At 54.2% G+C, this 23,272-nt stretch carries 21 protein-coding genes; 6 read left to right on the forward strand and 15 right to left on the reverse strand.

Going from position 1 to position 23,272, the window contains the following annotated elements; all coding sequences use genetic code 11:
* Nucleotides 1-27 precede the first annotated feature (27 nt).
* The 5 genes from surA to apaH are packed head-to-tail and all read left to right on the forward strand — an operon-like array spanning nucleotide 28 to nucleotide 4,352.
* Complete coding sequence (surA, locus tag E0L21_RS07420) at nucleotides 28-1,314, forward strand: peptidylprolyl isomerase SurA (RefSeq protein ID WP_131408136.1); 1,287 nt, start codon at nucleotides 28-30, stop codon at nucleotides 1,312-1,314.
* Nucleotides 1,314-2,300, forward strand: coding sequence for a 4-hydroxythreonine-4-phosphate dehydrogenase PdxA (pdxA, locus tag E0L21_RS07425; RefSeq protein ID WP_131408138.1), 987 nt, complete (start codon nucleotides 1,314-1,316; stop codon nucleotides 2,298-2,300). Before surA ends, pdxA begins: the two co-directional genes overlap by 1 nt.
* Entirely contained in the window at nucleotides 2,297-3,118 is an 822-nt protein-coding gene (gene rsmA, locus E0L21_RS07430) for a 16S rRNA (adenine(1518)-N(6)/adenine(1519)-N(6))-dimethyltransferase RsmA (RefSeq protein WP_131408140.1), read from the forward strand. The genes pdxA and rsmA overlap by 4 nt, the downstream gene beginning before the upstream one ends.
* Nucleotides 3,119-3,121: 3 nt before the next feature.
* On the forward strand, nucleotides 3,122-3,499 hold the full coding sequence (gene apaG, locus E0L21_RS07435) for a Co2+/Mg2+ efflux protein ApaG (protein ID WP_131408142.1): 378 nt from the start codon (nucleotides 3,122-3,124) through the stop codon (nucleotides 3,497-3,499).
* A gap of 4 nt (nucleotides 3,500-3,503) precedes the next feature.
* Complete coding sequence (gene apaH, locus E0L21_RS07440; RefSeq protein WP_131408144.1) at nucleotides 3,504-4,352, forward strand: bis(5'-nucleosyl)-tetraphosphatase (symmetrical) ApaH; 849 nt, start codon at nucleotides 3,504-3,506, stop codon at nucleotides 4,350-4,352.
* Nucleotides 4,353-4,415: 63 nt separating this feature from the next.
* Here apaH and folA read toward each other — a convergent pair whose 3' ends face one another.
* The 13 genes from folA to ribF form a co-directional block, all read right to left on the reverse strand.
* A complete protein-coding gene (gene folA / locus E0L21_RS07445) occupies nucleotides 4,416-4,895 on the reverse strand; it encodes a type 3 dihydrofolate reductase (protein ID WP_131408146.1) in 480 nt (159 codons plus the stop codon).
* Between the two features lie 186 nt (nucleotides 4,896-5,081).
* The gene (kefC, locus tag E0L21_RS07450; RefSeq protein WP_131408148.1) at nucleotides 5,082-6,938 is read right to left on the reverse strand and encodes a glutathione-regulated potassium-efflux system protein KefC; all 1,857 of its coding nucleotides are present in this window, start codon (nucleotides 6,936-6,938) and stop codon (nucleotides 5,082-5,084) included.
* Nucleotides 6,931-7,461 carry a glutathione-regulated potassium-efflux system oxidoreductase KefF gene (gene kefF / locus E0L21_RS07455; RefSeq protein ID WP_131408150.1) on the reverse strand — a complete coding sequence of 177 codons (531 nt, stop codon included), beginning with the start codon at nucleotides 7,459-7,461 and terminating at the stop codon, nucleotides 6,931-6,933. The genes kefC and kefF overlap by 8 nt, the downstream gene beginning before the upstream one ends.
* A gap of 132 nt (nucleotides 7,462-7,593) precedes the next feature.
* Nucleotides 7,594-7,827, reverse strand: coding sequence for a YgdI/YgdR family lipoprotein (locus E0L21_RS07460; RefSeq protein WP_131408153.1), 234 nt, complete (start codon nucleotides 7,825-7,827; stop codon nucleotides 7,594-7,596).
* Nucleotides 7,828-7,968: 141 nt separating this feature from the next.
* Complete coding sequence (gene carB / locus E0L21_RS07465; protein WP_131408154.1) at nucleotides 7,969-11,193, reverse strand: carbamoyl-phosphate synthase large subunit; 3,225 nt, start codon at nucleotides 11,191-11,193, stop codon at nucleotides 7,969-7,971.
* Between the two features lie 16 nt (nucleotides 11,194-11,209).
* Nucleotides 11,210-12,358, reverse strand: a complete 1,149-nt coding sequence (carA, locus tag E0L21_RS07470; RefSeq protein WP_131408156.1) for a glutamine-hydrolyzing carbamoyl-phosphate synthase small subunit — start codon at nucleotides 12,356-12,358, stop codon at nucleotides 11,210-11,212.
* A gap of 454 nt (nucleotides 12,359-12,812) precedes the next feature.
* A complete protein-coding gene (dapB, locus tag E0L21_RS07480) occupies nucleotides 12,813-13,634 on the reverse strand; it encodes a 4-hydroxy-tetrahydrodipicolinate reductase (RefSeq protein WP_131408160.1) in 822 nt (273 codons plus the stop codon).
* A 136-nt stretch (nucleotides 13,635-13,770) separates the two neighbouring features.
* Entirely contained in the window at nucleotides 13,771-14,685 is a 915-nt protein-coding gene (rihC, locus tag E0L21_RS07485; RefSeq protein WP_131408162.1) for a ribonucleoside hydrolase RihC, read from the reverse strand.
* A 76-nt stretch (nucleotides 14,686-14,761) separates the two neighbouring features.
* The gene (gene ispH, locus E0L21_RS07490) at nucleotides 14,762-15,712 is read right to left on the reverse strand and encodes a 4-hydroxy-3-methylbut-2-enyl diphosphate reductase (RefSeq protein WP_131408164.1); all 951 of its coding nucleotides are present in this window, start codon (nucleotides 15,710-15,712) and stop codon (nucleotides 14,762-14,764) included.
* Nucleotides 15,693-16,163 (reverse strand): FKBP-type peptidyl-prolyl cis-trans isomerase, encoded by a 471-nt coding sequence (gene fkpB, locus E0L21_RS07495; RefSeq protein WP_020456500.1) that lies wholly within the window; start codon nucleotides 16,161-16,163, stop codon nucleotides 15,693-15,695. Before fkpB ends, ispH begins: the two co-directional genes overlap by 20 nt.
* 74 nt (nucleotides 16,164-16,237) lie before the next feature.
* A complete protein-coding gene (lspA, locus tag E0L21_RS07500; RefSeq protein ID WP_086870449.1) occupies nucleotides 16,238-16,738 on the reverse strand; it encodes a signal peptidase II in 501 nt (166 codons plus the stop codon).
* Entirely contained in the window at nucleotides 16,738-19,554 is a 2,817-nt protein-coding gene (ileS, locus tag E0L21_RS07505) for an isoleucine--tRNA ligase (RefSeq protein ID WP_131408166.1), read from the reverse strand. The genes lspA and ileS overlap by 1 nt, the downstream gene beginning before the upstream one ends.
* 45 nt (nucleotides 19,555-19,599) lie before the next feature.
* Nucleotides 19,600-20,541 (reverse strand): bifunctional riboflavin kinase/FAD synthetase, encoded by a 942-nt coding sequence (ribF, locus tag E0L21_RS07510; protein WP_020456497.1) that lies wholly within the window; start codon nucleotides 20,539-20,541, stop codon nucleotides 19,600-19,602.
* Nucleotides 20,542-20,867: 326 nt separating this feature from the next.
* Between ribF and rpsT the strand changes: the two genes are divergently transcribed.
* On the forward strand, nucleotides 20,868-21,131 hold the full coding sequence (gene rpsT / locus E0L21_RS07525) for a 30S ribosomal protein S20 (protein WP_003856458.1): 264 nt from the start codon (nucleotides 20,868-20,870) through the stop codon (nucleotides 21,129-21,131).
* 47 nt (nucleotides 21,132-21,178) lie between these two features.
* Here rpsT and nhaR read toward each other — a convergent pair whose 3' ends face one another.
* A complete protein-coding gene (gene nhaR / locus E0L21_RS07530) occupies nucleotides 21,179-22,078 on the reverse strand; it encodes a transcriptional activator NhaR (protein WP_131408170.1) in 900 nt (299 codons plus the stop codon).
* A 21-nt stretch (nucleotides 22,079-22,099) separates the two neighbouring features.
* Nucleotides 22,100-23,263 (reverse strand): Na+/H+ antiporter NhaA, encoded by a 1,164-nt coding sequence (nhaA, locus tag E0L21_RS07535; protein WP_131408172.1) that lies wholly within the window; start codon nucleotides 23,261-23,263, stop codon nucleotides 22,100-22,102.
* Nucleotides 23,264-23,272: the final 9 nt, after the last annotated feature.

Genomic DNA, 23,272 nt, shown 5'->3' on the forward strand with positions numbered 1-23,272 from the left:
ATTGCGGTTAATTGAAATGGAAAAGGTATGAAGAACTGGAAAACGCTGCTTCTCGGTATCGCTATGGTTGCGAATACCAGTTTCGCCGCGCCTCAGGTTGTTGATAAAGTCGCCGCCGTGGTCAATAACGGCGTGGTGCTGGAAAGTGACGTTGATGGTTTGATGCAATCCGTGAAGGCCAACGCAGGCCAGGCGGGGCAACAGTTACCGGACGACGCAACGCTGCGCCACCAGATCCTTGAACGTTTGATCATGGATCAAATCATTTTGCAGATGGGCACGAAAATGGGCGTCAAAGTAACTGACGAACAGCTTGATGCCGCCATTGCTGACATTGCCAAACAAAACAATATGACGATGGATCAGATGCGTAGCCGTCTGGCCTATGACGGGGTGAATTTCAACACCTACCGCAATCAGATCCGCAAAGAGATGATCATCTCAGAAGTCCGTAATGGTGAAGTTCGCCGTCGCGTTACCGTTCTGCCGCAGGAAGTTGAAGCCCTGGCGCAGCAGGTTGGCAACCAGAATGATGCCAGCACTGAGCTGAACCTGAGCCACATTTTGATCCCATTACCGGAAAATCCAACCTCCGATCAAGTGAACGAAGCAGAAAGCCAGGCGCGTTCAATTGTGGAACAAGCTCGTAATGGCGGTGACTTTGGCAAATTGGCCATCACCTACTCTGCCGATCAGCAAGCACTGAAAGGCGGCCAGATGGGTTGGGGCAGAATCCAGGAACTGCCGAGCATTTTTGCACAGGCACTGAGCACGGCGAAAAAAGGCGATATAGTTGGCCCAATCCGTTCAGGTGTTGGCTTCCATATCCTGAAAGTGAACGATCTTCGCGGTCAGACACAGAGTATCTCTGTGACGGAAGTTCATGCCCGCCATATCCTGCTGAAGCCGTCACCAATCATGAGCGACGATCAAGCACGCGTGAAACTGGAACAGATCGCAGCCGATATTAAGAGTGGCAAAACCACTTTTGCTAACGCGGCGAAAGAGTTCTCTCAGGATCCGGGCTCTGCAAACCAGGGCGGCGATCTCGGCTGGGCGTCAGCGGATATTTACGATCCGGCCTTCCGCGATGCGCTGATGAAACTGAAACGCGGCCAGATGAGCGGCCCGGTTCACTCCTCCTTTGGCTGGCACCTGATCGAAATGCTGGATAGCCGTAACGTCGACAAAACCGATGCGGCGCAAAAAGACAAAGCCTATCGCATGCTGATGAACCGTAAGTTCTCTGAAGAAGCGGCAACCTGGATGCAGGAACAGCGCGCCAGCGCCTATGTCAAAATTCTGAGCAACTAATGAAAACACAGCGTGTCGTTATTACTCCCGGCGAACCCGCCGGGATTGGCCCGGATCTGGTAGTGCAACTCGCCCAGCGCGACTGGCCGGTTGAACTGGTTATCTGTGCAGACGCAACGCTGCTTACCGACCGAGCCTCACGGCTCGGCCTACCGCTTCAACTGCGCGGTTACGATCCAACGGCCGCCGCAGTACCACAACAGGCAGGCACATTAACGCTGTTGCCAGTTCCTCTGCATACGCCCGTCACCGCTGGCGTACTCAATACGCTTAACGGTTCTTATGTTGTTGAAACTCTTGCCCGCGCCTGCGATGGCTGCCTGAGTGGTGAATTTGCCGCGCTGATTACCGGCCCGGTGCATAAAGGGGTGATCAACGATTCAGGAACACCGTTTACCGGTCACACGGAGTTTTTCGAAGAGCGCTCTCACGCTGCAAAAGTGGTGATGATGCTGGCAACCGAAGAGCTACGTGTGGCGCTGGCGACCACACACTTGCCCATTAAAGCCGTGGCCGACGCCATTACGCCTGATTTGCTGCGAGAAGTGATCGGCATTCTGCACACGGATCTGCAACAGAAGTTCGGTATCTCCCAACCGCATATTCTTGTTTGCGGCCTGAACCCTCATGCCGGTGAAGGCGGCCACATGGGGACGGAAGAGATTGATACCATTATTCCGGTGCTCAATGAAATGCGCGCGCAGGGTATGAATTTAAGCGGTCCGCTGCCTGCCGACACGCTCTTTCAGCCCAAATACCTTGATAATGCCGACGCCGTACTGGCGATGTACCACGATCAGGGTCTGCCCGTGCTAAAATACCAGGGCTTTGGCCGCGGCGTGAACATCACCCTCGGTTTACCCTTTATTCGTACATCCGTCGACCATGGCACCGCGCTTGAACTCGCGGGCAAAGGAACAGCGGATGTCGGCAGTTTTATTACGGCGCTTAATCTCGCCATCAAAATGATTGTTAATACTCAATGAATACTCGCGTCCATCAGGGCCACTTAGCTCGCAAACGCTTCGGGCAAAACTTTCTCCACGACCAGTTCGTGATCGACAGCATCGTCTCAGCCATCAACCCGCAAAAGGGTCAGGCTATGGTCGAAATCGGCCCAGGCCTTGGCGCGCTCACCGAACCGGTGGGCGAACGTCTGGATAAATTAACGGTCATCGAGCTTGACCGCGATCTGGCGGCACGCCTGCAAACTCACCCGTTCCTTGCACCTAAACTGACCATTTATCAGCAAGATGCAATGACCATGAACTTTGCGGAGCTGTCACAAACTATTGGTCAGCCGCTGCGTGTTTTCGGCAACCTGCCGTATAACATCTCTACGCCGTTGATGTTCCATCTGTTTAGCTATACTGATGCCATTGCCGACATGCATTTTATGCTGCAAAAAGAGGTGGTGAATCGCCTGGTTGCGGGTCCAAACAGTAAGGCGTATGGTCGATTAAGCGTCATGGCGCAGTACTACTGCCAGATTATTCCGGTGTTAGAAGTACCGCCTACCGCATTTGCGCCGCCGCCGAAGGTGGATTCTGCTGTGGTTCGTCTGGTGCCGCACGCTCAATTGCCACATCCGGTGAAAGAGCTCCGCACGCTGAGCCGCATTACCACCGAAGCGTTTAACCAGCGTCGTAAAACCATTCGCAACAGCCTCGGCAACGTCTTTACCGTTGAAGTGCTGGCGTCGTTAGGTATCGATCCGGCGATGCGCGCGGAAAATATTTCTGTTGCGCAATATTGCCAGTTAGCGAACTACCTGACTGAGAATGCGCCGCCGAAGGAGAGTTAACGTATGATCAATTCGCCCCGAGTTTGTATTCAGGTTCAAAGCATCTACATCGAGTCTCAGTCTGCTCCCGACGACGAACGCTATGTTTTCGCTTACACCATTACTATCCGTAACCTGGGGCGAACCCCTGTCCAGTTGCTCAAGCGCTACTGGCTTATCACCAATGGAAATGGCCGCACAACGGAAGTTCAGGGCGAAGGTGTTGTTGGCGTACAGCCGCACATTGAGCCGGGTGGCGAATACCAATATACCAGCGGCGCGGTGATTGAAACGCCGCTGGGCACGATGCAAGGCCATTACGAAATGATCGATGCGCAGGGAGAAGCCTTCCGCATCGCTATCCCGGTTTTCCGACTCGCCGTTCCAACGCTGATCCATTAAAACAATGTCTACATATCTTATTGGTGACGTTCATGGTTGCTACGATGAACTCGTCGCGCTGTTAAAACAGGTTGAATTTTCGCCTGAGCAGGACACGTTATGGCTGACGGGCGATCTTGTCGCGCGCGGCCCTGGCTCGCTTGAAGTATTGCGCCTGGTCAAATCACTCGGCGACAGCGTACGCATCGTACTCGGTAATCACGATTTACACCTGCTCGCCGTTTTTGCCGGCATCAGTCGTAACAAGCCCAAAGACCGGCTGAACCCACTGCTAGAAGCGCAAGACGCCGATGAGCTGATTAACTGGCTGCGTCGCCAGCCGCTGCTGCAAATCGATGAAGAGAACAAACTGGTGATGGCGCACGCCGGAATCACCCCGCAGTGGGACATGGAAACCACAAAGCGCTGCGCACGCGATATTGAAGCCGTGCTGTCGAGCGACTCTTATCCGCTCTTTCTCGACGCCATGTACGGCGATCTGCCGAACCACTGGAGTCCTGAGCTCAGCGGCCTTGCCCGCCTGCGCTTTATCACCAATGCGTTTACGCGCATGCGCTACTGCTTCCCGAATGGGCAGCTCGATATGTATTGCAAAGACATTCCCGAGCACGCACCCGCGCCGCTAAAACCATGGTTTTCGATTCCGGGGCCGGTCGCGCAAGAGTACAGCATCGCCTTTGGTCACTGGGCATCGCTGGAAGGTACGGGAACGCCAGAAGGCATCTACGCGCTGGATACGGGCTGCTGCTGGGGTGGCGTGCTAACCTGCCTGCGCTGGGAAGATAAACAGTACTTCACGCAAGCGTCAAATCGCCAGATGGATTTGGGTGATGGCGAGGCAATCGCCTCCTGAAATAATTTCCCCGGTCTGGGCCGGGGAAATATTGCCGTGAAATCACTGCCGCTGCACAGTGAATTAACGGCGCTCGAGGATCTCGAAACAGTAGCTGTGTGAATTCTGCGCATCCGCGTCGTGAAACTCGCTAAATACAGACTCCCAGTCGTCCGGATCATAATCCGGGAAATGGGTATCACCTTCCACTTCCGCATCAATGTGCGTCAGGTACAAACGTTGCGCTTTCGGCAGAAACTGCTCGTAGACACGACCGCCGCCAATCACCATGATCTCTTCAGCATCGCCACATTGTGCGATAGCTTCATCAACGGATTTCACCCACTGCACACGATCATCAGTACCCGGCTGGCTACTGATCACGATATTCTTACGCCCGGGCAACGGACGACCGATGGATTCCCACGTCAGGCGCCCCATCACGACAGGTTTGTTTAACGTATTGCGTTTAAACCAGGCGAGATCGGCAGCTAAGTTCCACGGCATCGCATTCTCCATACCGATGACGCGATCCACTGCCAACGCCGCAATCAGACTGATCATTTATTCATTCCTGGAAAGCCAAAAAATTGTCGCCACTATACGGAAAGCGCAATCTTTCGTCGACGGGGCGCGAGGTAAAGAATAAGAAAATTTTCTATTCTGCTGGCGGCACCGCACCCCGAATCTGCACCGCCAACTTTCCAGCCGTGTTGAATCAGCAAGTTATCCGTAAGCGCCGATTTACGCCTAAGGCTTAACCGCCGGTTCGTCTGCGGGATCGCCGGTATGACGCCCCTCTTCCGTACCCTGCCAGCCGTGACGCTGGGTTAATGACAGATGAGCCCTGTCCTCCGAGATGATTTCCGTTAGCATCGCGCTGGTTCGTTTAAACACGGCCGCACGCGCCTGGGCATCGTTTTCCACCTGCGCCATCTCTTCCACCATCGACGTATTGAAACGGCGAAAATGATCGGCGCGTTCACGCGCTTCATACGAGCCAAGCCCCAAACCTTCCAGCGCCAGCCTTCCCGTTTTCAATGCCGCTTCGAAGGTTTCACGCTCCGGTTTCTCGACACCGGCCTGACGCAAGCGAATGTAGTGATCGACATCGCGGGCGCGGGCAATAATGCGCAGATCCGGGAAGTGCTCTTTTGCCAGCTCCGTTAATTGTAGGCTGGCCTGCGGATCGTCGATGGCATTAATTAGCACTTCGGCACGCCCGGCACCGGCTGACTCCAGCAAATCAACGCGTGTCGCATCGCCATAAAACACCTTCATGCCGAATTTACGCAGCGTTTCAATATGATCGGGATCGTGATCCAGAACCACCATCTTCACGCCGCTGGAGAGCAACAAACGCCCGGCGATCTGCCCGAAACGTCCGAACCCGGCAATAATTACCCGCGCTTCCTCTTCGTCGATTTCATCCGCTTCGCGCTCTTGCTGGCTACCGGATGCTTCAAGACGGGCCAACAGCACCAGTAACAGCGGCGTTGCTGCCATCGATAGCGCGACCGTCAGCGTTAGCGCTTTCGCCCATTCGCTATCCAGCACCTGTGCCGTTTGCGCGGTGCCAAATACCACAAAGGCGAACTCACTCCCTTGCCCCAGCAGAGCGGCAAACCACAACCGCTGCTTGCCGGGAACGCGTAACGGACGAGCAATCAGCCACAGCACCACGCTTTTTATCACTAAAAAACCGACCAGCAGCAGTAAGATGCGCAGTGGGTGCGTCACCAGCGTACCAAAGTCGATCGACATCCCCACGCCGATAAAAAACAGCCCGAGCAGCAAACCTTTAAAGGGCTCAATATCGCTTTCCAGCGCATGGCGATATTCGGAGCTGGCGAGTAGCACACCGGCAAGAAACGCCCCCATCGCCATCGACAAACCCGCTTCTTCCAGTAATAAGCCGAAACCGAAGACCAGGAACAGCGCCACGGCGCAGAACACTTCCCGTAATCCAGATCGCGCAACGAAGCGCAGCGCAGGGCGAGCAACATAGCGCCCGATCAGCACCACCAGCGTCAGCGCAGCAACAACTTTGAGCGCCGAAAGTGCAAAGGCACTGAGCGTCATCGCCCCGCCGCTGGCAGCCAGCAAAGGGATCATCGCCACCAACGGGATCGCAGCGATATCCTGGAACAGCAGCACGGAAAAAGCGCTGCGCCCCATTTGCGACACCGTGAGGTTGCGCTCATTCATCGCCTGCATAGCAATTGCCGTCGATGACAGCGCCAGCGTCAGACCAATTAATACTGCGACCGGCCACGGTAACCCGAGCAGCGCGCAAAAACCGCCGAGCAACAACCCGCAGCTGGCCATTTGCAGCGCACCGCCGCCAAACACCGACGCACGCAGTTTCCATAAACGCTGCGGATCCAACTCAAGGCCAATCACAAACAGCATCAGTACGACGCCGATTTCCGCAAAGTGGAGAATAGATTCCGCGTCAGTCACCAGCCGCAATCCCCACGGGCCAATAATGCCCCCGGCAATCAGATAGCCAAGCACCGACCCCAGCCCCAGGCGCATGGCAATCGGCACAACCAGTGCCGCCGATCCCAGATAGATCAGCGCCTGAATTAACGAATGGCTATCCATGTTGCACCTCCTGCCACTCCAGTAAACGTTGTTTGTAATGGCGTGCCTGCGCCTGCAACGTTTCATCGTCGCAGATAAATGTACAGTGCACGGCAAAAGGCGGCAGCCAGTTCATTCCGCAGTAGAGTGCCGTCGCCTGTAGCGGCTGGGAAAGCACATCAAAACCGGGGTGCGAGCCGATATCAAAATGGTTGTCGCCACCCCCCGTCGTTACCGCCCACAGCACGCTTTTACCGCGTAGCGCCGTTCCACCGTGACCATAAGCCCAGCCGTGCGATAACACTTTATCCAGCCAGAGTTTGAGTAATGGCGGCACGCTGTACCACTGCATCGGATGTTGCCAGATAACCAAATCGGCACGGGAAATCGCCTCCTGTTCGGCGGCGATATCAATGTTGAAGTCAGGATAGAGTTCGTACAGAGAACGTATTTCAACGTTTTCCAGCGTCCCTGCCTGCTCAATCATGCGCTTATTCGCATGCGAATGGTGCGGATAAGGGTGGGCATAAATTATGAGGATCATTGATTAACCTGTTTTCACTACACGCTTTTTCTTGAAAGTGTAGTCAGTTAATCGTCTGGCTAAAAGCGGCAATCTGTGCGGGAATTCGGGAAAGGCATGCGGCAGCCGGAACCACCGCAGATGAGGAAGGGATTAATTATCCAGTTCGCTCATGTTTTTCACCTGATCGCGGTTAATCTGCTCGGTTTTGCCAGTTTCGGCATTTTTATAAGAAACCAACCCGGTGTCTTTATCCACCTGCGGTTTGCCGTCGGTCACAATGGTGCGGCCATCGGTCGTGCGCACCGCCTGGTTGGATGAACATCCGGCAACGGTAAACAGTGCTGCAGCCGTAAAAATTGAGCTCATCAGAAGTTTAGTTCGCATGGTTATCTCCCTGCTTTCCAGTGAATGATATTCGTCTGTTTAGCTATTTTAGGTTAACTACCTGAACGGCGGGGAAAATGCAGAACACTCTGAAGGGGGTAGAAAAGAACCCTCTCTCCGCAAGGGAGAGAGGGGGGCGGATTATTTATTAATCTGCGCGTGCATTTCCTGCACGGAAATCACTTTTTCAGTGGCATCGGCATTCAGCGCCATCGCGGTAGCAAAGCCGCCGTTCAGCGTGGTGTCGTAATGCACTTTATACTGCAGCGCGCTGCGGCGAATCAGCTTGGAATCCTCAATCGCCTGGCGCCCCGCCGTGGTGTTGATGATGTAGGTGTATTCGCCATTCTTAATACGATCCTGAATGTGCGGACGACCTTCATGCACCTTGTTCACCAGACGCGGGTTAATGCCGGCCTCACCCAGCACAATCGCTGTGCCGTGGGTTGCATCCAGCTCAAAGCCCTGTTTCAGCAGTTTGGCGGCGAGATCCACCACGCGCTCTTTATCCCCTTCGCGCACCGACAGCAGCGCGCGGCCCTGTTTCTTCATGGTCGAGTTACTGCCAAGTTGCGCTTTAGCAAAGGCTTCGGCAAAAGTACGCCCCACGCCCATCACCTCACCGGTAGAGCGCATTTCTGGCCCTAACAGCGGGTCAACACCCGGGAATTTATTAAACGGCAGCACCACTTCTTTCACCGAGTAGTACGGCGGGATAATCTCTTTGGTGTGGCCTTGCTGTGCCAGCGTTTTGCCGGTCATCACGCGCGCAGCCACTTTTGCCAGCGGCAAGCCGGTGGCTTTTGAGACGAAAGGAACAGTACGCGCGGCACGTGGGTTCACCTCAATCAGATAAACTTCGTTGTCTTTCACCGCAAACTGCACATTCATCAGGCCGCGAACCTGCAACTCAAACGCCAGCTTCTGTACTTGCTGGCGCATCACATCCTGAATTTCCTGACTCAGGGTGTAAGCAGGCAGCGAGCACGCGGAGTCGCCGGAGTGCACACCCGCCTGTTCGATATGCTCCATGATGCCGCCAATCAGCACACTTTCGCCGTCGCAAATGGCATCAACATCCACTTCCACCGCGTCGTCGAGGAACTTATCCAGCAGCACCGGCGCATCGTTGGAAACGCTGACCGCCGTCATAAAATAGCGCCGCAGGTCGATTTCGTCGTAGACGATTTCCATCGCGCGCCCGCCAAGAACATAAGACGGACGCACTACCAGCGGGTAGGTGATCTCTTTCGCTTTTTCAATCGCCTGCTCCAGCGCCGTTACCGTGGCGTTAGCGGGCTGTTTCAGTTTCAGGCGTTCAACCGCATGCTGGAAGCGCTCGCGGTCTTCTGCACGGTCGATAGCGTCCGGGCTGGTACCAATCACCGGGACACCGGCAGCTTCCAGTGCACGCGCCAGTTTCAGTGGTGTCTGACCACCGTACTGCACGATAACGCCTTTCGGTTTTTCGATACGCACAATTTCCAGCACGTCTTCGAAAGTAACCGGCTCGAAGTAGAGACGGTCAGAGGTGTCGTAATCGGTCGACACGGTTTCCGGGTTGCAGTTGACCATAATGGTTTCGTAACCATCTTCACGCAGCGCCAGCGACGCATGCACGCAGCAGTAGTCGAACTCAATCCCCTGGCCGATACGGTTTGGCCCGCCGCCGAGCACCATGATTTTTTCGCGATCCGGGTTCGGATTGGCTTCGCACTCTTCTTCATAGGTGGAGTACATGTAAGCAGTATCAGTCGCGAACTCCGCCGCACAGGTATCCACACGCTTGTAAACCGGGTGCAGGTTGTACTGGTCGCGCAGTTTACGGATTTCTGCTTCGCGCACACCAACCAGCATTGCCAGACGCGCATCGGCAAAACCTTTACGCTTCAGGGTGCGCAGGAAGTCAGCATCCAGCCCGTTGATGCCAACGCTTGCAACCTGCTCTTCTAGGCGCACCAGCTCTTCGATTTGCACCAGGAACCAGCGGTCGATGTTAGTCAGGTTGAACACACCGTCAACAGACAACCCCGCGCGGAACGCATCGGCGATGTACCAGATACGCTCGGCTCCCGCGTCTTTCAGCTCGCGGCGGATTTTCGTCAGGGCTTCCGGGTCCTCAAGACTCACTTTCGGGTCGAAACCGGTCACCCCTACTTCCAGGCCACGCAGCGCTTTCTGCATTGATTCCTGCTGGGTACGACCAATCGCCATCACTTCACCGACAGATTTCATCTGCGTGGTCAGACGGTCATTCGCGCCCACAAATTTCTCGAAGTTAAAGCGAGGAATTTTGGTCACAACATAGTCGATAGACGGTTCAAACGACGCCGGAGTACGCCCGCCGGTGATGTCGTTCATCAGCTCATCCAGCGTGTAGCCCACCGCCAGTTTCGCCGCGACTTTAGCAATCGGGAAACCAGTCGCCTTCGATGCCAGCGCCGAAGAACGTGATACACGCGGGTTCATTTCGATAACAATCAGACGACCGTTTTTCGGATTCACCGCGAACTGTACGTTAGAACCGCCGGTTTCAACGCCGATTTCACGCAGTACCGCCATCGAGGCGTTACGCATGATTTGGTACTCTTTATCGGTCAGTGTCTGCGCGGGCGCAACAGTGATGGAGTCGCCAGTATGAATGCCCATGGCGTCGAAGTTTTCAATCGAACAGACAATGATGCAGTTGTCGTTATTATCGCGCACCACTTCCATCTCGTACTCTTTCCAGCCAATCAGCGACTCATCAATCAGCAACTCATTGGTAGGCGAGAGATCCAGCCCACGGGCGCAAATCTCTTCAAACTCTTCGCGGTTATACGCGATACCGCCGCCGGTGCCGCCCATCGTAAAGGAAGGGCGAATAATGCACGGATAGCCGACATCAGCCGCCACCGCCAGCGCTTCATCCATGGTATGCGCGATACCGGAACGCGCCGTGTCGAGGCCGATTTTTTTCATCGCAATGTCGAAACGACGGCGGTCTTCCGCTTTATCAATCGCATCGGCAGTTGCGCCAATCATCGTGACGCCAAACTCTTCCAGCACGCCCTGGCGTTCCAGTTCCAGCGCACAGTTCAGCGCAGTCTGACCGCCCATGGTCGGCAGAACCGCATCCGGGCGCTCTTTTTCGATAATTTTGCGCACTACTTCCCAGTGGATCGGCTCGATATAGGTCGCGTCCGCCATCTCCGGGTCGGTCATAATGGTCGCCGGGTTAGAGTTCACCAGAATGACGCGGTAACCCTCTTCGCGCAGCGCTTTACACGCCTGCGCGCCAGAGTAGTCAAATTCACATGCCTGGCCGATAACAATCGGGCCAGCACCAAGGATCAGGATACTTTTTAGGTCTGTACGTTTTGGCATTGCTCTTTTCTCCTGATTATTTGGCGGTATTACGATACTGCTCAATTAACTCAATAAAGTGGTCAAACAGCGGCGCGGCGTCGTGCGGACCAGGGCTTGCTTCCGGGTGTCCCTGGAAACTAAACGCCGGTTTATCGGTGCGATGAATGCCTTGCAACGTGCCATCGAACAGGGATTTGTGCGTTACGCGCAGATTTGCAGGCATTGACGCTTCATCAACCGCGAAACCGTGGTTCTGTGCGGTAATCATCACCGTATTGTTGTCGATATCTTTTACCGGATGGTTACCGCCGTGGTGGCCAAACTTCATTTTTACCGTCTTCGCACCGCTCGCCAGCGCCAGCAACTGATGGCCCAGGCAGATACCGAACACCGGAATATCCGTTTCAAGGAACGTTTTAATCGCCTCGATGGCGTAATCGCATGGTGCCGGGTCGCCAGGACCGTTAGACAGGAAGATACCGTCCGGATTGAGCTTCAGGACATCCGCTGCCGGGGTTTTAGCCGGAACGATTGTCAGACGGCAGCCTCTGTCCACTAACATGCGCAGGATGTTGCGTTTTGCGCCGTAATCATATGCCACAACATGGTACGGCAGCTCACTCTCGCTTTTCGCTGGTGGCAGATCATCCGCCAGTGTCCAGCTGCCTTGTGTCCAGCTGTAGGTTTCCGCTGTTGTGACTTCTTTTGCCAGATCCATGCCGTTCAGACCCGGGAACGCTTTCGCTTTTTCCAGCGCCAGTGCGGCGTCAACATTATCGCCGGCGATAATGCAGCCGTTCTGCGCGCCCTTCTCACGCAGCAGACGGGTCAACTTACGGGTATCGATATCAGCAATCGCCACAATATTATGGCGCTTCAGGTAAGAAGAGAGGTCTTCGGTATTGCGGTAGTTGCTGGCAATCAGCGGCAGGTCGCGGATGACCAGGCCTTGCGCATGTACCTGAGAGGATTCTTCGTCAGCAGAGTTGGTGCCGACATTGCCGATATGAGGATAAGTAAGAGTAACGATTTGGCGGGAATAGGAAGGATCAGTGAGGATTTCTTGATAACCGGTCATTGAAGTATTGAAAACGACTTCCCCAACCGCCGTGCCCGTTGCCCCTATGGCCCGACCGTGAAACTGGGTTCCGTCTTCCAGAACCAATAGCGCTGACTTAATCAAAACACCCTCCAGAGAATATTCACTCACTTTATTTGCATATTAATTCATATTGAGAGCTTGAATCAATGCAAATTTGCTTGCCGTGGATTTTTGGCAAACGGCGGCATTCTGGAGAGATGTCGGTTAAAAGTCAACTTTTCTCCGGTATTTTTCTTATTGTTTTACGCCACTGCCCCTTTTTACTGGATTTAATCGATAAAAATAGCAAACAAACTCACAGGGAAAACGCTTGCGCGCTGAGAAAATTGCAATTTCTAACGGCGGATATCAAAAAAGTAGACCAGATGGTCAAAATTTACAATTAAGAAACATAAAGCAGAGAGATAAACAGAAATTATGGCTGGCTTGGGCAAAATGAAGGGTGAAAAAGGAAAAATAAAAGGGCAATAAAATATTGCCCTTTGCAATCAATTAATTATGACTGCAACAACCACATCACGATGGGTAATAAACCTTATAAATTATTGAGATCAAGCACGTCTCGCATATCAAAAAGGCCATTATTCTTTCCTTTCAACCATAAAGCGGAGCGAACCGCACCATTGGCAAAAGTCATGCGACTGGAGGCTTTATGTGTGATTTCAACACGTTCGCCAATATCGGCGAACATCGCGGTATGTTCGCCGACGATGTCGCCTGCACGTACCGTAGCAAAGCCAATCGAGCCGGGCACACGCTCGCCGGTGTACCCTTCGCGTGCATAAACTGCACACGTTTTTAAATCTTTATTCAGTGCACCGGCAATCGCCTCGCCCATCGCCAGCGCCGTTCCTGACGGGGCATCGACTTTGTAGCGATGGTGCGCTTCGATAATTTCGATATCGGTGTAATCACCCATTACTTTTGCCGCTTTCTCCAGCAGCTTCAGCATGACATTGACGCCAACGCTAAAGTTGGCAGCAAAAACAATGGCGATAGCCTGCGCAGCCTCGGTAATGGCCTGCTTACCAGCGTCATCAAAACCGGTGGTACCAATTACCATTGCTTTACGGTGCTGGCGACAGAAAGCCAGATGCGCCAGCGTGCCTTCCGGGCGGGTGAAATCGATAAAAACATCGAAATCATCTTTCACCGCCTCAAGGTTGCTCTGCACGGTCACACCGGTTTTCGCCGCGCCAGCCAATTCCCCCGCGTCGCTTCCCAGCAGGGAAGAACCTTCGCGCTCCAGCGCAGCGCCTAGTTCGACGCCGTCCATTGCCAGTGCCGCCTGAATCAGCTGACGGCCCATACGCCCGCCAGCGCCCGCGATGGCCACGCGGATTGGTGCATCATGCATAGTTGTGCTCTTTTGTTAAAAAAATGCGTAAGAATCGTTTCCAGATTAACCAGCCCGTGTCGGAGCCACCAGCCGAAAACGCCGATAATAAGAAATTAATGATATACAGCCGGAAATATCAGTAAAAGGCATGATATTAAGGTGCCAGCGCCAGCACCTCGGCGACCCAATGACGAAAACCCTCTACATCGATTTCCAGCGCCACCTGCGCATTGGGTTGCCGTCCCAGTTTGCCTTCAATGTCCACCACCGTCGTCCCGGCGGTATATTGCCCCTGAGTCTCCACGGCGACAAAACAGGATTTCAGCGTAAACAGTTCCGGACGCGCCAGCCAGGCGATAGCGCAGAGGTCATGCATCCGCAGCCCGGTCGCCATGCTGCCGCTGCGATAGTGGCTAAATAACGCATGCAACATTTTTCCGGTGTTATTGAGCGCAGGCAGCGCCGCAAGATATTCCGGTGTCAACGTCGCACGGTTGGTCACATCCAGACCGCACATCACGATCTCCAGCCCGCTGTTGAACACGCGCGCGGCGGCCTCGGGATCGATGGCGATATTAAATTCGGCATTGGGCGTAAAATTGCCGCGTCCGGCGGAGCCGCCCATCATCACCAGACGGCGAATGTTGAACTGGCACTCCGGGTAATGCGTTAGCAGCAGCGCAATGTTGGTTAACGGGCCGATAGTGACCAGCGTTACCGGTTCCGGCGAGGCCAGCAGCACATCGCGGATGGCCTGAAAAGCCGGGATAGCCAACGGCTGGCGCTGATGCGCAATAAAATCGTAGCCATCCATGCCGGATTCGCCATGTACGTCGGCGGCGCTGTACAACGGGCGCAACAGAGGGGTTGCAGCGCCCTGCGCCAGCGGGATATCCACCTGCCAGAAATTCAGCAGTTGCAGGGCATTACGGGTGGTTTTTTCCAGCGAAACATTACCGGCAACAGTGGTGACAAGTTTGAGATCGCACTGCGGCGCGAACAGCGCGGCGGCAAGGGCAACGGCATCATCGATACCGGGATCGGTGTCGAGAATCATGGGTAAACGCATAACGCCTCCACAAAAATTATCCATAAAAAATGCCAGACTCAGTCTGGCATCTTCGCATAAAGCTTAGTGGAAAACGTTATTCGACTTCGCGAACATCCACCCGCAGCTCTTTTGGCACTTCGAAGACAATATTCTCTTCGCGCCCTTCCAGCGGAATCGCTTCGCCGCCGCCCAATTCCTGCAAGCGGACAATAACATTTTGCACCAGGATATCCGGCGCGGAAGCCCCGGCGGTAACGCCCACGCAGTTAATGCCTTTTACCCATGCTTCCTGAATATCAGAAGCATCATCGATGAGATACGCCGCCTTGCCCATCCGCTGCGCCAGTTCAGCAAGGCGGTTAGAGTTAGAGGAGTTTTTCGAACCAACCACCAGCACCACTTCCGCCCGCTCCGCCAGCGCACGTACGGCTTCCTGCCGGTTGGTGGTGGCGTAGCAAATATCGTCTTTGCGCGGGCCGACAATCTGTGGGAAACGCGCACGCAGCGCGTCAATCACATCTGACGTATCGTCCACGGAGAGCGTGGTTTGCGTCATAAACGACAGTTTACCCGCGTCTTTGATATCCAGTGTGCCAACATCTTCCGGCGATTCGACCAGGTACATACCCCCTTTCGGGTTGCTGTACTGGCCCATAGTACCTTCCACTTCCGGGTGTCCGGCATGGCCAATCAGAATAGCTTCTTCACCGCGGCGACTGGCGCGCGCCACTTCCATATGCACTTTGGTCACCAGCGGGCACGTGGCGTCAAAGACGGTCAAATCGCGGCTTTTCGCTTCGTTACGCACCGCCTGAGAGACGCCATGAGCGGAGAAAATCAGGATCGCGCCATCCGGCACTTCGCTGATTTGCTCAATAAAGATTGCGCCACGTTCACGCAGGCTATCGACAACATAGCGGTTGTGCACTACTTCATGGCGCACATAAATCGGCGCGCCGTAGAGAGCCAGCGCGTTTTCAACAATGCTGATAGCGCGGTCAACGCCGGCGCAAAAACCGCGCGGGTTAGCCAACAGGATCTGCATTTGTTTCCTCCAGTGCCGGATCAACTTCCAGCACGTCGATATCAAAATGAACGGTTCTGCCCGCCAGCGGATGGTTAAAATCGACGGTAATCGAATCACCGTTGACTTCACGGATCACGCCCGGCATTTCGCTGCCGTCCATTGCGGTAAAGAGCATAATCGCACCGACTTCCGGCTCCCCGGCATCCATAAATTCGCGACGCGAGAAGTACTGAATCAGATCCGGGCTCGGCGTGCCAAATGCGGCGTCTGGCTCCAGAGAAAAGACTTTTTTTTCCCCGGCTTTCAAGCCAAGCAGATGTTGTTCCAGTCCTTCGGAGAGTGAACCGTCGCCAAGGCGAAACAGCGCCGGTTTGCCATTATTGCGGGTTGACTCGGCAAGAGAGCCATCTTCGAGCTTAAGCGTGAAGTGCACCAGCACCGCGCTATCGCTCTGTACGGATTTAGACATGCAGGTTGCTCTTTATGTTTTCGTGTTGTATTGCCCGGCAGTCATTAGCTTACCGGGCCTACAAAGCGGTTTGCTTATGCTTGCTTCTTCGCGGCCGTTGAGGGCAGGAAACCTTCCAGCACGATCAGCGCCGCGCCAATACAAATTGCAGTATCGGCAAGGTTAAAGGTAGCAAAATGCCAGTCGCCCATATAAAAATCGATCATATCGACGACAAAGCCATGCCACAGGCGATCAAAAAGATTACCCAGCGCGCCGCCGATGATCAGCGCATAGGCGATATTGTTCAGTTTTTGCGAGGCCTTAGCGCGATACATCAGCACCGCCAGCACCACGCAGATACCAATAGCGATACCTGCGAAGAACCAGCGCTGCCAGCCGCCGCTGTCCGCCAGAAAACTGAATGCCGCGCCATAGTTGCGCGCGTAGTGCAAATTAAGCGACGGGAACAGCGACACCGTATCCCCCAGAGCAAAATTCTGGAGGATCAGGTATTTGCTGCCCAGATCGATAATCAGCACGACGACTACCAGCCACAGCCAGCGCAGTCCTGTTGAAGAAATCGATTTACTCATCAGGCAAACTTACGTTTTTCGCCGTCACCGGCGACGTTGCTTACACAGCGTCCGCAAATATCTGCGTGTTCCGCCACCTGACCGACATCGGTGGTGTAATGCCAGCAGCGCGGGCATTTCTCACCTTCGGCTTTGCTCAATGCGACTTTCAGCCCTTTTAGCAGCTCGCTCTGCTGTGCATCCGCAGAAGCGCTGGCATAATCCGCAACTTCCGCGCCGGAGGTCAACAGGACAAATCGCAATTCCGTGCCCAGCGCTGTCAGCTTCGCTGCCAGTTCCGGCTCGGCAAACAGCGTCACCGCAGCTTCCAGCGAACCACCGACTTTCTTGTCGGCGCGCGCCTGCTCGATAACCTTGTTCACTTCACCACGCACTTTCAGCAGCTCGTCCCAGAAGGCATCGTTCATCGCTTCGCTGTCTGCCAGGCCAAACAGACCTTCATACCACTCACCAGTGAACACATATTTCTCGCGGGAACCTGGCAGATAACCCCAGATTTCATCAGCGGTGAAAGACATGATCGGCGCCATCCAGCGCACCAGTGCTTCACAGATGTGATACAGCGCGGTCTGACAGCTACGGCGCGCCACGCTGTCCGCTTTCGCGGTGTACTGGCGGTCTTTGATGATGTCGAGATAGAACGAACCCATTTCGATAGAGCAGAAGCGCATCAGACGCTGTACCACTTCATGGAAGTCATAGGATTCGTAGGCTTTTACGATGTCTTCCTGCGCCGCTTTCGCGCAGCCGACGGCCCAGCGATCCAGCACCACCATCTCTTCCGGTTTCACCATATCTTTTACCGGATCGAAACCGTTCAGGTTCGCCAGCAGGAAGCGCGCGGTGTTACGGATACGGCGATAGCTGTCGGCAGCGCGTTTGAGGATCTCGTCGGAAACCGCCATCTCACCGGTATAGTCAGTCGATGCTACCCAAAGACGCAGAATATCCGCGCCGAGTTTGTTCATCACTTCCTGCGGTGAAACGGTATTGCCGATGGATTTGGACATTTTGCGTCCTTGGCCATCAACGGTGAAGCCGTGAGTTAACACCTGGCGGTACGGCGCCTTGCCTTTCATCGCCGTGGAGATCATCAGCGAGGACATAAACCAGCCGCGATGCTGATCCGAACCTTCCAGATACATATCTGCCGCATGACCAGCAAATTCCGGGCGCACGTCGACAACAGAGGCATGGGTTGAACCTGAGTCAAACCAGACGTCCAGCGTATCCGGCACTTTGACATAGTTGTCGGCATCGTCGCCCATGATGTCGCGCGGGTCGAGATCCCACCATGCCTGAATGCCATCGACTTCAACGCGTTTGGCAACGGCTTCAATCAGCTCCAGTGTGCGCGGGTGCAGCTCTTCGGTGTCTTTATGCACGAACAGCGACATCGGCACACCCCAGGTACGCTGACGGGAAATACACCAGTCCGGGCGGTTAGCAACCATCGATTCGATACGCGCCTGGCCCCAGTCCGGGATCCACTGCACGCCTTTGATCTCACTCAGCGACTGCGCGCGCAGACCTTTCTGATCCATGCTAACGAACCACTGCGGCGTCGCACGGAAGATGATCGGCGACTTATGACGCCAGCAGCACGGGTAGCTGTGCTGCATTTTTTCAACGTGCAGCAACGCACCTTTGTCTGTCAGCAACGTTACGATGAGGTCGTTCGCTTTAAAGACGTTAACGCCATCCAGCGTCGGATAAGTCCCCGGCAGATAGGTGCCATCCGGGCCAACCGGGTTGGCGATTTCCAAACCGTATTTCAGGCTAATGGTGTAGTCATCCGGGCCGTGACCACCTGCGGTATGCACCGCGCCGGTACCGGCTTCCAGTGTGACGTGATCGCCGAGGATCGCCGGAACGTCGAAGTCGAGGAACGGATGCTTAAAGCGCGTCAGTTCCAGCTCGGAACCTTTTACCGTGCCCAGCACCGTGTAATCAGTAACGCCGATGCGTTTCATCACGCTATCGACCAGGTCTTTCGCCAGGATCAGCGCCTGACCGTCAATCTGCACCAGCGCATAGTCAAACTCTGGTGAGAGAGAAATTGCGCGGTTCGCAGGCAGCGTCCAGGGAGTGGTGGTCCAGATAACCAGCGAGATTGGGCCATTAACGGTAGAGGTACCAAATTTCGTTTTCACTGCGTCTTCATCGACAGCGTGGAACGCAACATCAATAGACGGAGAAGTTTTGTCGTAGTACTCCACTTCCGCTTCCGCCAGTGCGGAACGGCAGTCGACGCACCAATGCACCGGTTTGGCGCCTTTCAGCAGGTGACCATTGCCGATGATTTTACCGAGCGCGCGAATGATATTGGCTTCGGTTTTGAAATCCATGGTCAGGTAAGGATGGGACCAGTCGCCCAATACGCCAAGACGGATAAAGTCTTTACGCTGGCCATCAACCTGCGTGGCGGCGTATTCGCGGCATTTGGCGCGGAATTCGGCGGCGGTAAACTTTTCACCCGGCTTGCCATATTCCTGCTCTACTTTCAGCTCGATCGGCAGACCGTGGCAATCCCACCCCGGAACATAAGGCGAGTCAAAACCTGCGAGCCCTTTGGACTTCACAATAATGTCTTTGAGAATTTTGTTAACCGAGTGACCAATATGAATGCTGCCATTCGCATATGGAGGGCCATCATGCAGAATGAAGGTTTTTTTGCCTTTTTTCGCCGCACGGATGATGCCGTACAGATCATCATCAGTCCAACGCGCCAGCATCCCCGGTTCGCGCTTAGCGAGATCGCCGCGCATCGGGAACCCTGTTTCCGGCAAATTCAGGGTAGATTTATAGTCACTCATCAGATTCTCGGTTCCGTATTTCGGTTTGATTAATACCACCAGGCCTTAAGAAGCCGGTTTAGATAGCCCAAAAAAGTCGCGGGCCGCTACCTCATCTCGGGCGATTTGCGCTTTCAGCTCGTCAAGCGAGGCAAATCGCTGCTCGTTGCGTAATTTTTTACGCAGTACAACATCTATATGGCGCCCGTAGAGGTCCATTACAACATCCAGCAAATGCACCTCCAACTGCTGGCGCACACCGGCGACTGTTGGGCGAGTGCCAATATTGGCAACGCCGGGAAGGACAGCATCGCCCAGTCCAGCCACTTCGACCGCATACACCCCTTTGACCGGGGATACCTGACGGCGCAGCGGTAAGTTCGCCGTCGGGAAACCAATGGTGCGCCCCAGTTCATCGCCGTGCACAACGCGCCCGGAAATCGTAAATGGGTGGCCCAGTAAATTGGCAGCCAGTTCCAGATTATCTTCCGCCAGCGCCTGTCGCACGGCCGTGCTACTCACGCGCACGCCACCTTGACAGAAGGTTTGTGTGCTGGTGACGCTGAAACCGTACTTTTCACCGGCCTTCTGTAATAACAAGAAATCCCCCTGGCGACCAGCGCCAAAACGGAAATCGTCACCGACTGCGAGGAATTTCACACCAAGGCGTTCAACCAGCAAATCGCTGACAAACGTTTGTGCGGTGAGCGCCGCAAAACGGCGATCGAAACGTACGCAAAGCACGTAGTCCACGCCACAATCGGCCAGCAAGCGCAGCTTTTCACGCAGGCGGGTCAGCCGCGCAGGGGCTTTTTCCCCGGCGAACAATTCCAGCGGCTGCGGCTCAAAAATCATCACGACCACCGGCAGGCCACGAGCACGCCCTTCGGCACCAAGCCCTTGTAATAGCGCCTGATGGCCTCGATGCACACCATCGAAATTACCAATAGTCAGCACACACCCATGCGGTGCCTGGCTGAGATTATGTATGCCGCGTATCAGCTTCATGTCTGGCTCAAAACAGTGAAAATCGTCGGATTATACCTTGTACAGCGGGCGACGTTAACCGACGATTGCCTTAACAACGCAGAAAGGGGAAGGATTTCATCGGGCTGTCTACCTGTGCCATGAAAATCTGCCTTCGATAACGATTTTTCTGGCGGAAAAGCTGTATTCGCGACACGCAAGCTGTTAGAATCCTGCGCCATCAATACGTAACGAGCGTTGTATCTTAACGGCGCTTATTTGCACAAATCCATTGACAAAAGAAGGCGAAAAGGGCATATTCCCCGGCCTTTGAATTGTCCATATAGATCATATTTGGGAGTTGGACCTTGGCTAATATCAAATCAGCTAAGAAGCGCGCCGTTCAGTCTGAAAAGGCTCGCAAGCACAACGCTAGCCGCCGCTCAATGATGCGTACTTTCATCAAGAAAGTATACGCAGCAATTGAAGCAGGCGACAAAGCCGCTGCGCAGAATGCATTTAATGAAATGCAACCGATCGTGGATCGCCAGGCCGCTAAAGGTCTGATCCACAAAAACAAAGCAGCGCGCCATAAGGCTAACCTGACCGCGCAGATCAACAAACTGGCTTAATCGCTACTTTGTTGGCTTTGTGAAAAAACCCGCTTCGGCGGGTTTTTTTATTTCTGCGCTGGCGTGAAAAGCGTGGCGTAATCCCGATTGCAGATACGCTGTACCGCAGGATGCTGGATCATCCGTTCTGCGAAAATGGCGTGATACTCTTCCATCACGTTTTCCACCCGGCCGATTTCTACCATGCGATCGTCAGCGTAGAAATCATCGGCATATAATGTCGGTGCAACGAAAATGGCATTATGCGCCGCACCAAAGGCTTTCATTAGCGCCGCATCATCAAACTCGCCCAATATTTCCACCTGCAATCCCTGCGCGTTAAACCAGTTCAGCAACTTGCGTCCGAGCATCGAACGGCGGCCAGGTATTAACAGGCGTCGTTCTTCCAGGCAAGCCGGAAAAGTTTTTTTGAAGGATAAGTCGCCGCACCAGAAACTGACGCTACATTCGCCAATTTTTACCGAAAACAGCCCTTCCTGTTGCGTGGAGTCGATAGGGCAATCGGAGATAATCATATCAAGTTGATGCTGGCTCAACTGTTCCAGCAGCAGTTCGTGCGTGGATTCAAAGCAACGTAAATGAATCGGTTCCCCTTCCTGCACAACAGCATCAAGAATACCGCTTACCAGCCTTTTCGAGAGCGCATCAGCGACGCCAACATCAAACAGCAAGTTTGACTCTTTGCGATAGTTGATGATGTCGAGCATCTCCTGGCTGAGAGTGAACATCTTGTCAGCATAACGGAAAACCAGCGCTCCCAGTTCGGTGGGTTCCAGCCCTCTTCCTCTACGTTTGAAAAGCTTGCCCTGTAAGCGATCTTCGAGCGCTTTGATCTGCCCGGTGATGGTTTGTGGCGTCAGAAAGAGCGCCTCCGCCGCGCCAACGACGGAGCCTTCCCGATAGACATGCCAGAAGTAATAGAGATGATTGTAATTTATATACGACATCGTCCTTTGTCCTACTCACCGTCAGGCACGGATAATACGCGTACGCAGCAGGCAGTAACCTGTTACCGCCGAGATAATAGAGCCCGTCAGGATCCCAAGCTTACTCCAGGCAACCATCTCCGCATGCGCGTCACCAAAGGCCAATGAGGAGATAAATATCGACATGGTAAAGCCAATACCACACAGCACGCCGACGGCCATAATTTGTTTGAACACCGCACCTTGTGGCAACCTCGCCAGTTTTAAGCGCAATGCCAGCCAACAAAACAGCGAGATCCCCAGCGGCTTGCCAATAACAAGACCTGCGATAATACCCAATGGCAGCACATCTCCCAGCCCGGACAGGGACATTCCATGTAATGAGACGCCCGCATTAGCAAACGCGAACAACGGCAGGATCAGCCAGCCAACCCACGGGTTAATAGCATCTACCAGTTGATGGAGCGGCGAGACGCCCTTTTCTTCACGCAGTGGAACAAAGAAACCGACAACGACACCTGCAAGCGTCGCATGTACACCGGATTTCAGTACCGCTGTCCACAAGACAACGCCGACCAACATATAAAGACCAATACGGCGGACATTGAGGGCATTCATCAATGCCAGCACCACAATGGAGGCAGCCGCGACACCCAACGCCAGGGTGGAAAGGTCGCTGGTATAGAACAGTGCGATGATGATAATCGCGCCAAGGTCATCAATGATCGCCAGCGCCATCAAAAACACTTTTAACACGGGCGGAACGCGGTTGCCCAACAGCGCCAGCACTCCGAGAGCGAAAGCGATATCGGTAGCTGTGGGAATGGCCCAACCATGGCTTGCCAGCGGATTGTGGTAATTAAACAGCAGGAAGATCAGCGCCGGTGCCACCATGCCGCCAAGCGCTGCGATAACCGGGAACACAGCCTGCTGACGGCTGGCGAGCGTGCCCTGAACCAGTTCATATTTCACTTCCAGACCGACCATCAGGAAAAAGATTGCCATCAATGCATCGTTGATCCACAGCAGCATATCTTTTTTGATCTCCAGCGAGCCGACTTTCAGCTCAACAGGCGTTTGCAGAAAAGAGCTATATAAATCCTGAGTAGCACCGAGGTTGGCGCATAGCATCGCCAGTGCCGCCGCAATGATCAGCACAATGCCGCCCGAGGCATCGCTGCTAAAGAAGCGTTGCAATAATTTCATCTTGTTCTC

It is taken from the genome of Kosakonia quasisacchari, assembly GCF_004331415.1.
Taxonomy (GTDB): domain Bacteria; phylum Pseudomonadota; class Gammaproteobacteria; order Enterobacterales; family Enterobacteriaceae; genus Kosakonia; species Kosakonia quasisacchari.

Excerpts from the sequence above, each read along its gene's own strand:
- surA (WP_131408136.1), top strand. The coding sequence starts at position 28 with ATGAAGAACTGGAAAACGCTGCTTCTCGGTATCGCTATGGTTGCGAAT.
- pdxA (WP_131408138.1), top strand. The coding sequence starts at position 1,314 with ATGAAAACACAGCGTGTCGTTATTACTCCCGGCGAACCCGCCGGGATT.
- rsmA (WP_131408140.1), top strand. The coding sequence starts at position 2,297 with ATGAATACTCGCGTCCATCAGGGCCACTTAGCTCGCAAACGCTTCGGG.
- apaG (WP_131408142.1), top strand. The coding sequence starts at position 3,122 with ATGATCAATTCGCCCCGAGTTTGTATTCAGGTTCAAAGCATCTACATC.
- apaH (WP_131408144.1), top strand. The coding sequence starts at position 3,504 with ATGTCTACATATCTTATTGGTGACGTTCATGGTTGCTACGATGAACTC.
- folA (WP_131408146.1), bottom strand. The coding sequence starts at position 4,895 with ATGATCAGTCTGATTGCGGCGTTGGCAGTGGATCGCGTCATCGGTATG.
- kefC (WP_131408148.1), bottom strand. The coding sequence starts at position 6,938 with ATGGATAGCCATTCGTTAATTCAGGCGCTGATCTATCTGGGATCGGCG.
- kefF (WP_131408150.1), bottom strand. The coding sequence starts at position 7,461 with ATGATCCTCATAATTTATGCCCACCCTTATCCGCACCATTCGCATGCG.
- E0L21_RS07460 (WP_131408153.1), bottom strand. The coding sequence starts at position 7,827 with ATGCGAACTAAACTTCTGATGAGCTCAATTTTTACGGCTGCAGCACTG.
- carB (WP_131408154.1), bottom strand. The coding sequence starts at position 11,193 with ATGCCAAAACGTACAGACCTAAAAAGTATCCTGATCCTTGGTGCTGGC.
- dapB (WP_131408160.1), bottom strand. The coding sequence starts at position 13,634 with ATGCATGATGCACCAATCCGCGTGGCCATCGCGGGCGCTGGCGGGCGT.
- rihC (WP_131408162.1), bottom strand. The coding sequence starts at position 14,685 with ATGCGTTTACCCATGATTCTCGACACCGATCCCGGTATCGATGATGCC.
- ispH (WP_131408164.1), bottom strand. The coding sequence starts at position 15,712 with ATGCAGATCCTGTTGGCTAACCCGCGCGGTTTTTGCGCCGGCGTTGAC.
- fkpB (WP_020456500.1), bottom strand. The coding sequence starts at position 16,163 with ATGTCTAAATCCGTACAGAGCGATAGCGCGGTGCTGGTGCACTTCACG.
- lspA (WP_086870449.1), bottom strand. The coding sequence starts at position 16,738 with ATGAGTAAATCGATTTCTTCAACAGGACTGCGCTGGCTGTGGCTGGTA.
- ileS (WP_131408166.1), bottom strand. The coding sequence starts at position 19,554 with ATGAGTGACTATAAATCTACCCTGAATTTGCCGGAAACAGGGTTCCCG.
- ribF (WP_020456497.1), bottom strand. The coding sequence starts at position 20,541 with ATGAAGCTGATACGCGGCATACATAATCTCAGCCAGGCACCGCATGGG.
- nhaR (WP_131408170.1), bottom strand. The coding sequence starts at position 22,078 with ATGTCGTATATAAATTACAATCATCTCTATTACTTCTGGCATGTCTAT.
- nhaA (WP_131408172.1), bottom strand. The coding sequence starts at position 23,263 with ATGAAATTATTGCAACGCTTCTTTAGCAGCGATGCCTCGGGCGGCATT.